Source organism: Mycolicibacterium diernhoferi (genome assembly GCF_019456655.1).
In the GTDB taxonomy this organism is placed as follows: domain Bacteria; phylum Actinomycetota; class Actinomycetes; order Mycobacteriales; family Mycobacteriaceae; genus Mycobacterium; species Mycobacterium diernhoferi.
In genome coordinates this window covers 3,627,629-3,641,877 of sequence record NZ_CP080332.1, presented here as the reverse complement: position 1 = coordinate 3,641,877, position 14,249 = coordinate 3,627,629, and the positions used below count along the sequence as shown (strand labels likewise).

Annotated in this window: 13 protein-coding genes and 1 tRNA gene; 9 read left to right on the top strand and 5 right to left on the bottom strand. The window is 68.0% G+C overall.

The annotated features are described in order from the left end of the window. Positions 1-9 precede the first annotated feature (9 nt). Positions 10-513, bottom strand: a complete 504-nt coding sequence (locus K0O62_RS17310; protein WP_234800298.1) for a ribonuclease FAU-1 family protein — start codon at positions 511-513, stop codon at positions 10-12. Positions 514-515: 2 nt separating this feature from the next. Then, entirely contained in the window at positions 516-809 is a 294-nt protein-coding gene (locus tag K0O62_RS17305; protein WP_073859371.1) for a hypothetical protein, read from the bottom strand. 83 nt (positions 810-892) lie between these two features. Between K0O62_RS17305 and uvrB the strand changes: the two genes are divergently transcribed. The 6 genes from uvrB (at position 893) to K0O62_RS17275 (ending at position 9,174) form a co-directional block, all read left to right on the top strand. After that, positions 893-3,064, top strand: a complete 2,172-nt coding sequence (uvrB, locus tag K0O62_RS17300; RefSeq protein ID WP_073859388.1) for an excinuclease ABC subunit UvrB — start codon at positions 893-895, stop codon at positions 3,062-3,064. A 43-nt stretch (positions 3,065-3,107) separates the two neighbouring features. Further along, entirely contained in the window at positions 3,108-4,508 is a 1,401-nt protein-coding gene (locus K0O62_RS17295; protein WP_073859370.1) for an MFS transporter, read from the top strand. A gap of 61 nt (positions 4,509-4,569) precedes the next feature. Next, complete coding sequence (locus K0O62_RS17290) at positions 4,570-5,322, top strand: DUF899 domain-containing protein (protein ID WP_073859369.1); 753 nt, start codon at positions 4,570-4,572, stop codon at positions 5,320-5,322. Positions 5,323-5,875: 553 nt separating this feature from the next. After that, a complete protein-coding gene (locus K0O62_RS17285; protein WP_073859368.1) occupies positions 5,876-7,915 on the top strand; it encodes a cellulase family glycosylhydrolase in 2,040 nt (679 codons plus the stop codon). A 60-nt stretch (positions 7,916-7,975) separates the two neighbouring features. Further along, a tRNA-Cys gene (locus K0O62_RS17280) sits at positions 7,976-8,049 on the top strand. 120 nt (positions 8,050-8,169) lie between these two features. After that, positions 8,170-9,174, top strand: a complete 1,005-nt coding sequence (locus K0O62_RS17275) for an alpha/beta hydrolase (RefSeq protein WP_234800294.1) — start codon at positions 8,170-8,172, stop codon at positions 9,172-9,174. A 3-nt stretch (positions 9,175-9,177) separates the two neighbouring features. Here the strand turns inward: K0O62_RS17275 and K0O62_RS17270 are convergent, their stop codons facing one another. Beyond that, on the bottom strand, positions 9,178-10,041 hold the full coding sequence (locus tag K0O62_RS17270; protein WP_234800293.1) for an SDR family oxidoreductase: 864 nt from the start codon (positions 10,039-10,041) through the stop codon (positions 9,178-9,180). A 377-nt stretch (positions 10,042-10,418) separates the two neighbouring features. On the opposite strand from K0O62_RS17270, the gene K0O62_RS17265 reads away from it, so the two are divergent. From K0O62_RS17265 to K0O62_RS17255, 3 genes are all read left to right on the top strand, one after another. After that, on the top strand, positions 10,419-10,862 hold the full coding sequence (locus K0O62_RS17265) for a universal stress protein (RefSeq protein ID WP_073859366.1): 444 nt from the start codon (positions 10,419-10,421) through the stop codon (positions 10,860-10,862). Between the two features lie 118 nt (positions 10,863-10,980). Then, positions 10,981-12,135, top strand: a complete 1,155-nt coding sequence (locus K0O62_RS17260) for an acyl-CoA dehydrogenase family protein (protein WP_073859365.1) — start codon at positions 10,981-10,983, stop codon at positions 12,133-12,135. Next, positions 12,132-13,046, top strand: coding sequence for an LLM class F420-dependent oxidoreductase (locus K0O62_RS17255; protein ID WP_073859364.1), 915 nt, complete (start codon positions 12,132-12,134; stop codon positions 13,044-13,046). The genes K0O62_RS17260 and K0O62_RS17255 overlap by 4 nt, the downstream gene beginning before the upstream one ends. A gap of 4 nt (positions 13,047-13,050) precedes the next feature. On the opposite strand, the gene K0O62_RS17250 is transcribed toward K0O62_RS17255, so the two are convergent. Both K0O62_RS17250 and K0O62_RS17245 read right to left on the bottom strand, forming a co-directional pair. Continuing rightward, positions 13,051-13,563, bottom strand: a complete 513-nt coding sequence (locus tag K0O62_RS17250; RefSeq protein ID WP_073859363.1) for a DUF427 domain-containing protein — start codon at positions 13,561-13,563, stop codon at positions 13,051-13,053. Continuing rightward, entirely contained in the window at positions 13,542-14,216 is a 675-nt protein-coding gene (locus K0O62_RS17245) for an MBL fold metallo-hydrolase (RefSeq protein ID WP_073859362.1), read from the bottom strand. Before K0O62_RS17245 ends, K0O62_RS17250 begins: the two co-directional genes overlap by 22 nt. Positions 14,217-14,249: the final 33 nt, after the last annotated feature.

Below are 14,249 nucleotides of genomic sequence, written 5' to 3'. Positions count from 1 at the left end.
ATCTTGACTTTACGCCCGCCAGGTCAGTGTCACGTCATGCACCGTCAGCCAGCGATCGAGGTCATAGTCGTGGCGGGCCAGACCGTCCACCGTGGCCACGGCCGTCGCGACGGCTCGTTCGGCGGTTGCCGGGTCCAGCAGTCCTTCGGTGACGGCGGCGAACAGTTCGTCGACGTCGGTCAGCGTGACGTCGCGGCCGGTGCGCAACACCAGGTCCAGATAGTGGTCCTCGGAGCGCCAGACCCCGTCGTCGGCGGTATACCGCCCGACATCGAGGTAGAAGTCCTGGTCACGTTCGTGCCCGGGGTTGAAATGGAACACCGTCACCCGCAGGTTCAGCGCGGGCAGCAGCCAGGTCTCCAGGTAGTGGAACTGCGCACGGCCCGGGGTCGGGCGGGCCATGTAGAGGCCCCATGGCCGCACGGTGAACTCCTCCACATCGCGCACGATGCCCTTCGGATCGGTGTTGGTGCGGGCGTGCAGGTCGAAGGTCTCACGTTTGGGTGGGTGCACACTCACCGCCACCGGCGCAGGTCGAGGGTCCGGGGCGCTCGGCCGGCCGGCCGGGTGACCAGCCGCAGCACGGCGCCGGCGACGATGGCCAGCCAGCATCCGGTCCACAACAGGTCGGCGGCGTCCAGCCAGGAACACTGCTCGGGGCCGCCGTACCGGACGTGCGCGCAGCCGACGCCCAGCGCCTCGGCGACCCCGGAAGGTCCCGGCCACACCAGCAGCACCGCGCACCCCAGCCCTGCGACCAGCAGGAACAGGCCGATCAGCCGGAGCGCGATGCGGGCGGGTTCGGGCACGGCGCCACGGTAGCGTGCCGGTCGTCTTCGCGCGCAGCGAAGCGGGAATGAACTTGTCGGCCCCCGCGCTTAACCTGGAGACCATGGCTTTCGCTACCGAACATCCTGTGTTGGCGCAGTCGGAGTACCGACCTGCCGCCGACGCCGTTGACGGCATCGTCCGTTCCGGCGGCCGGTTCGAGGTGGTCAGCGAGTACGAACCCGCCGGTGATCAGCCGGCGGCCATCGCCGAGTTGGAGCGCCGGGTCCGGGCCGGTGAGCGTGACATCGTGCTGCTGGGCGCCACCGGAACCGGTAAATCGGCCACCACCGCGTGGCTGATCGAGAAGTTGCAGCGGCCCACCCTGGTGATGGCCCCCAACAAGACACTGGCCGCGCAGCTCGCCAACGAACTGCGGGAGATGTTGCCGCACAACGCCGTCGAGTATTTCGTGTCGTACTACGACTACTACCAGCCGGAAGCGTACATCGCGCAGACCGACACCTACATCGAGAAGGACAGCTCGATCAACGACGACGTCGAGCGGCTGCGGCACTCGGCCACGTCGAGCCTGCTGTCCCGGCGCGATGTCGTGGTGGTGGCCTCGGTGTCCTGCATCTACGGCCTGGGAACCCCGCAGTCCTACCTGGACCGGTCGGTGGAGCTCAAGGTCGGCGACGAGGTGCCCCGGGACGGGCTGCTGCGGCTACTGGTCGACGTCCAGTACGACCGCAACGACATCTCCTTCACCCGGGGATCCTTCCGGGTGCGCGGGGACACCGTGGAGATCATCCCGGCCTACGAGGAACTGGCGGTGCGCATCGAGTTCTTCGGTGACGAGGTGGAGGCGCTGTACTACCTGCACCCGTTGACCGGCGATGTGGTGCGGCAGGTGGACTCGGTGCGCATCTTCCCGGCCACCCACTACGTGGCGGGCCCGGACCGGATGGCGGTCGCGATCTCCAGCATCGAGGCCGAACTGGAGACCCGGTTGGCCGAACTGGAGGGCCAGGGCAAGCTGCTGGAGGCGCAGCGGCTGCGGATGCGGACCAATTACGACCTGGAGATGATGAAGCAGGTCGGCTTCTGCTCCGGCATCGAGAACTACTCGCGCCACATCGATGGACGCGGCCCGGGAACCGCGCCGGCCACGCTGATCGACTACTTCCCCGAGGACTTCCTGCTCGTCATCGACGAGTCGCACGTCACCGTGCCGCAGATCGGCGGCATGTACGAAGGCGATATGTCGCGCAAGCGCAACCTGGTCGACTTCGGCTTCCGGTTGCCGTCGGCGGTCGACAACCGGCCGCTGACCTGGGAGGAGTTCGCCGCCCGGATCGGCCAGACGGTGTATCTGTCGGCGACGCCGGGCAACTACGAGATGGCGCAGGCCGGCGGCGAGTTCGTCGAACAGGTGATCCGCCCGACCGGGCTGGTCGACCCGCAGGTGCTCGTCAAACCCACCAAGGGCCAGATCGACGATCTGATCGGCGAGATCCGGCTGCGTACCGAACGCGATGAGCGGGTGCTGGTGACCACCTTGACCAAGAAGATGGCCGAGGACCTCACCGACTACCTGCTCGAGATGGGTATCCGGGTGCGCTACCTGCATTCCGAGGTGGACACCCTGCGCCGGGTCGAACTGCTCCGGCAGTTGCGCCTCGGTGAGTACGACGTGCTGGTCGGCATCAACCTGCTGCGGGAGGGCCTGGACCTGCCCGAGGTGTCGCTGGTGGCGATCCTCGACGCCGACAAGGAGGGCTTCCTGCGGTCCCCGCGCAGCCTCATCCAGACCATCGGCCGCGCCGCCCGCAACGTGTCCGGCGAGGTGCACATGTACGCCGACAAGATCACCGACTCCATGAGGGAGGCGATCGACGAGACGGATCGCCGCCGCGCCAAGCAGGTCGCCTACAACAAAGAGCACGGGATCGATCCGCAGCCGCTGCGCAAGAAGATCGCCGACATCCTCGATCAGGTGTACCGCGAGGCCGACGACACCGAGAACGTCGAGGTCGGCGGGTCCGGACGCAATGCCTCGCGCGGCCGCCGCGCCCAGGGGGAACCGGGCCGCGCGGTCAGCGCCGGCATCGTCGAGGGGCGCGACACCGCCAACATGCCGCGTGCCGAGCTGGCGGACCTGATCAAGGACCTGACCGAACAGATGATGACGGCCGCCCGCGATCTGCAGTTCGAACTCGCCGCGCGCATCCGCGACGAGATCCAGGACCTCAAGAAGGAACTGCGCGGAATGGATGCCGCGGGTCTGAAGTAGTGACACTTGAACTCAACTGCGGTTGAGCTTCTAGGTTGACGGGGTGACCGAGACGCACGAGTTGACCGGCGGAAGCTGGCGCGAACTGCTGGGGCCGAAGAACATCGGCGCCTCGACCGTCCTGGCCGGCGGCGTGGCGCTGTACGCCACCAACGAGTTCCTCACCATCAGCCTGCTGCCCAGCGCGGTCGCCGAGATCGGCGGCCACCGGTACTACGCCTGGGTGGTGACGGTCTATCTGGTCGCCTCGGTGGCCGGTGCCACGCTGGTCAGTTCCCTGCTGGCCCGGTTCGGGCCCCGGCCGGCCTACCTCGGCGCGCTCGCGGTGTTCGGGGTGGGCAGCGCGATCTGTGCGCTCGCCCCCGGCATGGAGGTGCTGCTCGTCGGCCGGGTGGTGCAGGGCGGCGCGGGGGGACTGCTGGCCGGCCTGGGCTATGCGGTGATCAATACCGCCCTGCCACAGTCGTTGTGGACCCGAGCGTCGGCGCTCGTCTCCGCCATGTGGGGAGTCGGCATCTTCGTGGGGCCGGCCGTCGGTGGTCTGTTCGCCCAGTTCGGTTCGTGGCGTTGGGCTTTCGCCGCACTGGTGGTGCTGACCGTCGTCATCGCGGCGCTGGTGCCGATCGCGTTGCCGGCACGATCGGGCGCCCGCGAGGTGGTTGCGATCCGGGTTCCGGTGCGGTCGCTGCTGCTGCTCGGTGCGGCGGCGCTGGTGGTCAGCGTGGCCGGCATTGCGCAGCACGCCGTACTGACCGCGATACTCCTGGCGGCCGCCGCCGGGCTGGTGGCGGTGTTCCTGGCCGTGGAGCGCCGCACGGCCGCAGCGACCGGGACGCCGGTGCTGCCACCTACGGTGTTCCGGCCGGGTCCGCTGAAGTGGATCTACCTGACGCTGGGTGCGCTGATGGCCGCAACCATGGTGGTCATGTACGTGCCGCTGTTCGGTCAGAACCTGGCCGGCCTGGCGCCCGCGGCGGCCGGCATCCTGGGGGTGGCCCTGGCGATCGGCTGGACGGTGAGCGAGATCGTCAGCGCCTCGGTGGATCGACGTACGGTGGTGACCCGCATCGTCTGCGTCGCGCCGATCGTGATCGCCGTCGGACTGGGCGCGTGCGCGCTGTTGGTGCGCGATGCGATGCCGGTCTGGCTCACGGTGGTGTGGGGACTGGCCATGGTGGCGGCCGGTCTCGGGGTCGGGATGGCCTGGCCGCATCTGTCCGCGTGGGCGATGACCCGAGTGCAGGATCCGGCCGAGGGGCCTGTTGCGGCGGCGGCCATCAACACGGTGCAGCTGATCTGCGGCGCCTTCGGAGCCGGGGTGGCCGGCGTGGTGGTCAACACGGTCACCACCGGTGATGCGGATGCGGCCCGGTGGCTGTTCGGTGGCTTCTCGGTGTTGATCGGGCTCGGTGCCATCGCCTCGTTCCGGGCCGGACGGCGCTGAGTTTCCCGGAGCGGGGGAGTCTGCACCCCTAGACCCCTTCGATCCGGTGAGGAGCCACCCGATGACGCAGCGCAGCGCCCATCCCGACGTGGTGTCCCGTGAGCAGTGGCTGCAGGCACGGCTGCGGCTGCTGGCCGCCGAACGCGCGGCCACCCATCTGCGTGACGCCGTCAACGCCGAACGGCGGCGGCTGCCGATGGTGAAGGTGGACAAGGACTACCTCTTCGAAGGCCCGAGCGGGCTGGTCCGGCTGGTCGATCTGTTCGAGGGCCGCACCCAGCTCTACATCCATCACTTCATGTGGCTGGACGAGATCGACCAGGGATGCCCCAGCTGCACCGCTGCCGCGGATCTGACCTTCACCGAATCCGACCGACTTCTGCTGAACGCCAAGGACCTGACGTTGGTGTGCGTGTCGCGGGCGCCCTTCGCCAGCATCGAGCGGTACCGGGCGGCGCACGGCTGGACCTTTCCCTGGTACTCCACCCGCGATGGCGACTTCAGCTACGACTACCACGTCACGCTGGACCCGGATCGCGCTGCGCTGCAGTACAACTACAAGTCCTATGCCGAGTTGCGCAGGGACGGCTGGAGTGATGCCGATCTGCGCGGGGATTGGCCCGGCGCGAGTGTGTTCCTGCGCCGCGGGGCCGAGGTCTTCCATACCTACTCCACCTATGCGCGCGGGCTCGATCACACCGCGGTCGGATACCCGTTCCTGGATCTGACCCCCTACGGCCGCCAGGAGCCGTGGGAGGATTCGCCACCCGGCTGGCCGCAGAGCGGGGTGGCGGCCGGCATGCCCCATCAATAGGCCCGCGATGACCGTCCCACATTTCGGGATGGTGCTGGTGAGAGCCCATGAATTGACGCGCGCGCCAACTCTTGTCCCTAGTGGCGACTGTGGCGCTTGTCGGCTGAACGTACTACTGGTGCACTGTTTGCTGAGGCTGACTGGTGGGGCGTTGTTGTGCTGATGTGGCTCGGGGCAATGGCTGTTGCCGATGGGGGAAATGACACCTATCTGGACCGATGTGCCCGCAGTGATGGGTGAGCCCTATGGCGATGCACCGCCTGGCAAACTTCTCAGGTTTGCTAGAACTGCACGTCCGGTTGCGGATTCGTATATTTCTGATCGGTAAATTCTTTGCCAGGAAGCGGTTCGGGAAAGCCATTTCCAAATGGGTTTTCTTACTCACAGGTAGTTTTCGCAATTTCTCGTCCACGTGGCTAATTTTCTAGCAGTGTCGGGCTGGGGAAGGTTCGACGTCACGGTGCGAGAAACGGTGGTTAACATGTGGAGTTGTATCCGGCGACCGATTCGCGGTATTGCGGGTCGGGCCGTAATCGGCGTTACCGCGGCCGCGGTGGTCGCAACCACCGGTGGCCATTTCTCGGTGCCCGACGTGAAACGCGTCGCGAGCTACGACGTGATGCATGTTGCGGCGGTCGACGACTCCTCGACGGCGGTCGGGATCTCGGATTCGAACATTTATTTCACCGACGACCTCGACGAGGTGATGGCTCGCCTCGCCCTGACCGCATCGCTCGGGGTGAAGAACGTCCGCCTACTGGTGCCGTGGTGGCAGATCCAGACGCAGGACCCGCTCGGCCAGCCCGTGGACTGGGAGAGCGACCTGAACTGGGCGAAGCTGGACACGATCGTCAACGAGGCGGACCGTCTGGGGTTGGGCATTCTCGGCGTGCTGCAGTGGACGCCGGCCTGGGCGACCGACGGGCCTCCGGGTAGCGGCCATCCCTCTGATCCGCAGTATCTCGCCGATTTCGCCGGGGCGGTCGCCACCCGGTACCTCAACAAGATCACCGCGTATGAGGTGTGGAACGAGCCGAACTTCGTGTTGTTCTGGAACCCGGTGGACCCGGTGGAGTACACCGAGATGCTGAAGGCGACCTACACCGCACTGAAAGCGGTCAGCCCCGACATCACGGTGGTCGGCGCGGTCGTCGGCCCCGGTATCACCATCGGTGAGTGGACCAAGAGCCCCGTCGAGTTCGTCGCGGCGATGTACGCCGCCGGTGCGCACGGGTATTTCGACGCGATCTCCTTCCATCCGTACGACTTCGTCACGAAGTTCTCCGAGCAGGAGGCGAACATGCTGTCGCCGCTGCTCCAGATTCAGCAGATCCGGGCATTGATGGACGCTCACCTCCAGCCGGGTGAGGAGCAACTGAAGATCTGGATCACCGAATACGGGCTGCCCACCAGTCAGGTGTCGGCCGCGGTCCAGTTGGAATTCATGCGCGACATTCTCACCGCGTGGCAATCGATTGCCGGGGCCGGCCCGGTGTTCCTGTACTCGATTAAAGACGACCCGGATGCGCTGGGTGATGAGCGTTTCTTCGGGATCTTCGATCAATTCGGCAATCCCAAGGACGCCGAAGCGCTGGCACAGCTCAAGAAATTGATCCTCTGTTTGCAGGATGGGTGTGCGCCGAGCAACCCGAGCAACCCGGTTTCGGCGCTGCTGCAGGCGATCCAGCAGGTGGTCACGCAGATCCTCAGCTTCGTTCCGAACCTGGTGGCCGGTGTCGTCCAGGCCGTGACGAATCTGATCGGGTCGCTCCTGGGTGGGCTCTCCGGCGCGTTGACCGGGACGCAGCCGGCCTCGGCCGGTGCGGTCGGGGCGTCGCTCCGGATGGCTGCGGCGACGTCAGATCTGGATGCGGACGCAGCGACTGGCGACACAACGGCCACCGACGCGGTCACCGACGAGTCCGGTGCTGCGCCTGCCCCCGAGGCGGTGGCCGAGGACGTGAGCGTGGGCGCGGAGGTTGTGGCGGCCGAGGGGCCCGGCACCGAATACGTCGTCGCCGATGAGGCGGTGGTCCAAGACACCGTCACCGAAGACGCCGTGACCGAAGACGCCGTGACCGAAGAGGTCGTCACCGAGGACGTGGTGACCGAGGTGCCGGTGACTGAGGACGTCGTGATCGAGGACGTGGTGACCGAGGTGCCGGTGACCGAGGATGAGGTGGCCGACGAGATCGCGCCCGACGAGATCGTGGTGGATGCCCCCGCCCCCGGCGACCTGACCATCCCCGAGCCGGTGGCCGCCGAGGACACCACCACGGAGGACAGCACCGTCACCGACGCCACGACCGATGTTGCGCCGTCGGATCCGCCGGCTGACATATCCGGGGCCTTCGAGGGGTCGGCGCCGAAGCTCAGCCAGGATTCGCCGTCGAAGTCGACGCGTTCGGTCCAGAAGCCCGGACTGCGGGTGCGGACGGTGACCGCCCCGAATCCCGGTGCGAAAGCAGGCGAGCCCCGGGGACTCCAGGCGCGTGATGAGCGAGGACCCGGTCCCGACCATCGCGCAGGACGCCCGGCTGAAACGTCCTCCGAACGGCGGGAGTCCGCGCCACGCCGGGCATCCGCGGAATAGCGATCACGGCGATCGCAACGATGTTCAGCTCGGTCACCCCGTGGCAGATTGGTCACTGCTGCGGGTGTGGCTGAGTGGCTAGGCACCGGCCTGCAAAGCCGTTTACACGGGTTCGAATCCCGTCACTCGCTCCAGCAACCGCGTAGGGTTCGCGGCGTTCCGTGAATCCTCGTGGAGCGCGCAGGGTTTCCCTGTCCAGGGTCCTGCAGCGCGTTGACCGGGTGCTGACGCCCCGGGGGCGCTAACCTTCGCCCGTGCGGAAGAAACTGCTCGCGACGGCGACGCTCGGCGGGCTCGCACTCGGCGGCTGGTCGGCCCTGCGGCACTACCGGTCCCTGCGCCCCGACCTGTCCCGTGTTGCCCCCGAACTGCGTAACCCGCTGTTGCCGCTGCTCACCACGAGCCATGGCCCGCGCTCGCTGCGGCTGGCCCGGTGGTTCAACAACATCGAATCCCAGCCCGGCGACGGCGTCGAGGCCGTCGAGCGCCGGATCGGGACCCCCGAACTCGACGTGCTCATCACCCGGCCGGCGGACTCCGCCGATGCCGGAGCGTGTCCGGGGGTGCTCTACATCCACGGCGGCGGATTCATCTTCGGATCTCCCAAGAACGAGGCCGCCGGGTGCGGGACGCTGACCCGCGAACTCGGGGCCGTCGTGGTGTCACCCGACTACCGGCTGGCGCCCGAACACCCGTTCCCGGCGGCGCTCGACGATTGCATGGCCACGCTGCACTGGATGCGCGAGCACGCCGGCGAGATCGGCATCGACCCCGACCGCATCGCGGTGACCGGATCCAGTGCGGGTGGGGGATTGGCCGCGGCCGTCGCCCAGCGGGCCCACGACGAGGGCATCGCACTGCGCGCCCAGGCGCTATGTTACCCGGCCGTCGATGACCGCACCGCGCTGCGCGACCAACCGGGCCGGGGCAGGTTCCTGTGGCCTCCGAAGTCGAACGTCTTCGCCTGGACCTCGTATCTCGGCCGGGTTCCCCGGTCATCGGATGCGCCCCGCTACGCCGCACCCGCGCGCCGCGACGACCTGTCCGGGCTGGCGCCGGCGTGGGTCGGCGTGGGGGAACTGGACCTGCTCTTCGACGAGACGATCGACTACGCCCGGCGGCTGCAGGCCTGCGGTGTGCCGTGCGAGGTGGTCACCGTCCCGGGCATGTACCACGGCGCCGACGGGCTGATGACGAAGGCGCCCACCATGGTGGAATTCCGGCGCAGCGTGGCCGATTTCCTGGGTCGGTACCTGTAGCGGTCAGCGTTGCGGCCCGCGCGCGTACTTCCACAGGTAGCGGGGGAGTCCGCGCAGCGGGATCGGGCGTGGCCAATCGCCGGGACGGAAGAACGCGTCCGTGCCGCCGTCGACGAAAATGACGCTGCCGCAAAGGAAATCGGCGGAGTCGGACAGCATGAAGCACATCCAGTCGGCCAGCTGCTCGGGAGCGCCGAAGCCGCCGATGGGCACCGGGAACTTGCGAACCGCCTTGCCCTCCATGGGCTGGGCCAGCTGAGCTTCCAACAGCGGGGTCAGGATCGCCCCGGGCGCGAGGGCGTTGAGCCGGATGCCGGCACCCGCCCAGTCGGCGGACACCGCCTGCGTACGGACCCAGCGGCTGAGCGCGATCTTCGAGGCCGCGTACATGATCGCCGAACCCTGTTGCCCCAGCAGTCGGATGCTGCGGACCGCCTTGTCGGGGTCGTGCGCGAGCAGGGCGTTGATCGTGCGGCGGGGTACCGCCGGCACCGTGGTGGTCGAGTTGCTGGCGATCACCACGACCTTCGCGCGGTCGGCCTCGGCCAGCGCCGGACGCCACGCCGTCAGAGGTTCGACCACACCGAGGAAGTTCACCTGCGCGATCAGCTCATTGCGGCCCTTGCCCGATCCGGGCCCCAGACCGGCGGCCAGCACGGCCCCGTCGAGGACACCGTCGGCCGCGGCCAGCACCTCCTCGGCCGCGGCCCGGCGGCCCTCCGGTGTCGAGAGATCGGCGATGACGTCGGCATCCTTGAGGTCTACACCGATCACCCGGTGTCCCTGTTCTCGGAGCTTGCGGGCCGCATTCCAGCCCATACCCGATGCCGAACCGGTGATCGCGTATGTTCCGCGTGCGTCAGCCATCCTCACACCATAAGGGCGACGTCACCGGTCCCGTACGCGGGGCGAAATTGCCGCCGTGGCAACATCATCGTCAGACCGACCCGAAACGCGGCCCGCGGGCCCGCTGTGACGCCCGTCGCTGCCCGGCTGCCGGGTTGACCCGGCTCACTCCGGCACCGCGAGTGCGGCCTGCAAACACCGGAAACTCCAGCGTCGCCTTGCTCACGGGATCGTTTCACCGACTCCCGCAACGGCTAACATCAACGCGCGAACAGTGCCGCCCAAAGGCCGTTCGACGCGCCGTGTGTTCGTCAATCGGACCCATGGCCGTCGCGCATCGGGATAGGGTCTCGGGTGGCTTGAAATTCGATGTAGCAATCGACATTGGGAGGGCATGAATGAGCGCCTATCGGACCGTGGTGGTCGGCACGGACGGATCGGATTCGTCGCTGCGGGCAGTGGACCGCGCCGGGGAGATCGCCGCGGGATCGGGCGCGAAGGTCGTCGTCGCGACCGCGTACTTCCCGCAGAGCGAGGACCACCACGCCGCCGACGTACTCAAGGACGAGGGCTACAAGGCCACCGGTAACGCCCCGATCTACGCGATCCTGCGCGAGGCGACCGAGCGGGCCAAGGCCGCCGGAGCCACCGATGTGGTGGAGAAGGCTGTGGTCGGTGCCCCCGTGGACGCCCTCGTCGATCTCGCCGAATCGGAGAAGGCCGACCTGCTGGTCGTCGGTAACGTCGGCCTGAGCACCATCGCGGGCCGACTGCTCGGTTCGGTGCCGGCCAATGTGGCCCGCCGATCGAAGGTCGACGTGCTCATCGTGCACACGTCCTGACCTCATCAGAACCAGGCCGAGGCCCGGTGTCACCGTTCATCCGGTGGCGCCGGGCCTCGGTATTTGACGCCACCGGCTGAAGCTTTACAAATTGCCGCGAAAGTGTCACGGTAGGCGGGTGGATTTCTCACGGGTCGAGCTGTCGGCGCAGGACCGGGCGTTTCAGCAGGAGCTGCGTGAGTTCCTGACCGCTCTGGTCACCGATGAGGTGATCCGCCGCGATCGCGAGACGGGCGAGAACTTCGACGAGACAGTGCATTTGGCGCTGGGTGCGGCCGGATATCTCGCCGCGGACTATCGGTCCGAGGCCGAGGGCGGGTTCGACGCGGTGCGCCGCCGCATCTGGGAACTGGAGATCGGCCGCGCCGGCACCCCGTGGTTCCATTGGGGCACAACGGCGATGGTGGCCAGATCGGTACAGGCCTTCGGGGCCCCCGAATTGGTCGAACGGATCATGCCCGGTGTGCTGTCCGGAGAACTACGGCTCTGCCTGGGCTACACCGAGCCCGAGGGCGGCTCGGATGTGGCGACCTGCAAGACCCGCGCCGTGCGGGACGCCGGCGGATCCGGCTGGATCGTGAACGGCTCCAAGATGTTCACCTCGAATGCACACAATGCCCAGTACGTATTCCTGATCACCAACACCGACCCGAACGGCCCGAAACACCAGAGCCTCACCATGTTTCTGGTGCCGCTGGACTCCCCGGGTGTGGAGATCCAGCCCATCCGCACCGTGGACGGGGACCGCACCAATATCACCTTCTACACCGATGTCCGGGTGGACGACGATCACCGCATCGGCCCGGTCAACGGTGGTTGGGCGGTGCTGCGGGAGGCGCTGAAGGTTGAGCACGGCACCGTCGCCCGCGATGACAGCGGCCTGCAGAAGCTGGCGACCATGACCGAACACATCACGTTGACGGCCACCGTGGTGGACCGGATCGCCGGCATCGTCGAACCCGGCTACCGGCTCGGCCGGGCCGTGGCGCGGCTGGAGGCCGCGATGAGTTCCCCGGACATGTACGGCCGGGTCGCCATCGCACAGACCATGCGCGACATCGCGCCGGATCTGATGGACATCCTCGGCACGGCCGGCGCGCTGCCCGAGGGTACCGCCGGCGCAGCCGATGGCGGGGGCGCCGAGTACATCTACCGGCTGGCATCGCCGACCGGAATCTACGGCGGAACCCTCGAGGTGTTCCGCAACATGATCGCTGCACAGGCGCTCGGATTGCCACGGCCGATCTACCTGCCGCCGAAGGGAGTTCGATGAAGTTCGCTTTCACCCACCCGATGCACAGCCACCCCTACAACCCGGAACTGGTCAACGGGGCCGGGGTTGCCGCGGTGGCCGCCGCCGCCGAGGCCGCCGGGTTTGCCGGGTTCGGTTTCACCGATCACCCTGCGCCCACCCAGAAATGGCTGGACCACGGCGGGCACGACGCGCTGGATCCCTTTGTGGCCATGGGTTTCGCCGCCGCACACACCAGCACACTGCGGCTGATACCCAATGTGGTGGTACTTCCGTACCGGAATCCGTTCGTGGTCGCCAAAGCCGGTGCGACGCTCGCCCTGCTGTCCGGCGGAAGGTTCACCCTGGCCGTCGGCGTCGGTTATCTCAAGCGTGAATTCACCGCTCTCGGAGTCGATTTCGAGGAGCGCGGGGCGCTCGTCGAGGAGGCGCTGCAGGTCATCCGGGCCATCTGGAACGGTGACGATGTGAGCTTCGAGGGTCGGCACTTCACCGCCGCGGGCATCACCGCCCACCCCCGCCCGGCCGCACCACCGCCGATCTGGATCGGCGGCAACACCGCCGCCGCCCGCCGCCGGGTTGCCCAGCACGGCGACGGATGGTGCCCGTTCCCTGCGGCCGGGGTGCTGGCGCAGACGGCGCGCACCGACCCGATGGACTCGCTGGAGACGCTGCAGGCGGGCATCGACGATCTGCGCCGGCGCCTGGACGAGGCCGGCCGCGACCCGGAAACGGTCGACATCACCTTCAGCAATGCCGTCGGCGGGGTGCCCGGCGCGGAGTCCTTCGACCCGGCGGCCTACCTGGACGGTGTGCAGCAGCTGGCCGAGCTGGGGGTGACCTGGATCCAGGTGCAGGTGCCCGGTGACAGCCTGGCGCACGCGACCGACGTCATCGCCGGATTCGGCGAGCAGGTGATCGCCAAGCTCTGACGCCTCACCAGCCCATCGACCCCGGGACGCCCTTGAACGGCCCGGTCACCCCGCTGGTGATCCAACCGCCGTAGAAGCCGCCAGGTTGGTGGAGGACGGTCTCGCCGTTGACAGTGCACCGGTCCACCGCCGCAGCCATCACCGCGACGGCCCCGGCGATGGGTTCGAAACCGCGGGTCGGTGCCGCGTAGGTCCAGGCCGCACGCGGGGCCACGGTCCGTCCGGAGACCAGGTCGAAGTAGCTCGCCCGTCCCTTCCACTCACACCAGGACGAACCGGCAGTGGCCCGCAGCACGCCGGGCCGAAAGGAGTCGGCGGGCAGGTAATAGGTCGGTGGGTGGCTGGTCTCCAGCACCCGCCAGCCCCGCTGTGTCGCGGCGATGTCGACCCCGCCGAGCTCGACGGTGATCGAGCCGCGGAATTCCTCGAGCCGGGGCGGGCGGGGATAGTCCCACACCGATTCCTGGCCCGGACCGGGCTTCTCGGGTACCGGCCTCACCAGCCGCGCTCGCGCCATTCGGTCAGGTGCGGGCGTTCGGCGCCGATGGTGGTGTCGTCACCGTGCCCGGGATAGACCACCGTCGAATCGGGGTATACGTCGAACACCTTGTTCGACACATCGCCGAGCAGCCGCTCGAAGTCGCCCTCTTTCCAGGTCTTGCCGACCCCACCCGGGAACAGGCAGTCCCCGGTGAACAGGTGGGTGACGTCCCCGTCCGCGCCGCGCAGCGCCAATGCGACCGAACCCTCGGTGTGACCCTGGAGGTGAATCACGTCGAAGGTGAGATTGCCGACGGTGACCGTGTCGCCGTCGGCGAGAATCCGGTCCGGGCTGACCGGCAGCGGCTCGGCGTCCAGCGCGTGGGCCGCCGTCGGTGCGCCGGTGGCCTCGGCGACCGCGGCCAGCGCCTGCCAATGGTCGTAGTGTTGGTGGCTGGTCACGATGAGCGCCACGTCGGGGGCATACTCCCTGATCAGCCCGATCAGGGAGTCGGCGTCGTTGGCGGCGTCGATCAGCAGGGTCTTCCCGGTCGCCGAGCAGGTGATGAGATACGCGTTGTTGTCCATGGCGCCGACCGACGCCTTGATGATGGTCGCCCCCGGAAGCGTGCGCCGTGCCGCGGTGCCGGGGTCGACGTGGCCGGTGTAGTTCTCGACGAGGGTGCTCATACCGCCACGTTATCGGGCTTGTCGGTGGGGGCA

Excerpts from the sequence above, each read along its gene's own strand:
- uvrB (WP_073859388.1), top strand. The coding sequence starts at position 893 with ATGGCTTTCGCTACCGAACATCCTGTGTTGGCGCAGTCGGAGTACCGA.
- K0O62_RS17290 (WP_073859369.1), top strand. The coding sequence starts at position 4,570 with ATGACGCAGCGCAGCGCCCATCCCGACGTGGTGTCCCGTGAGCAGTGG.
- K0O62_RS17270 (WP_234800293.1), bottom strand. The coding sequence starts at position 10,041 with ATGGCTGACGCACGCGGAACATACGCGATCACCGGTTCGGCATCGGGT.
- K0O62_RS17265 (WP_073859366.1), top strand. The coding sequence starts at position 10,419 with ATGAGCGCCTATCGGACCGTGGTGGTCGGCACGGACGGATCGGATTCG.
- K0O62_RS17255 (WP_073859364.1), top strand. The coding sequence starts at position 12,132 with ATGAAGTTCGCTTTCACCCACCCGATGCACAGCCACCCCTACAACCCG.
- K0O62_RS17250 (WP_073859363.1), bottom strand. The coding sequence starts at position 13,563 with ATGGCGCGAGCGCGGCTGGTGAGGCCGGTACCCGAGAAGCCCGGTCCG.
- K0O62_RS17245 (WP_073859362.1), bottom strand. The coding sequence starts at position 14,216 with ATGAGCACCCTCGTCGAGAACTACACCGGCCACGTCGACCCCGGCACC.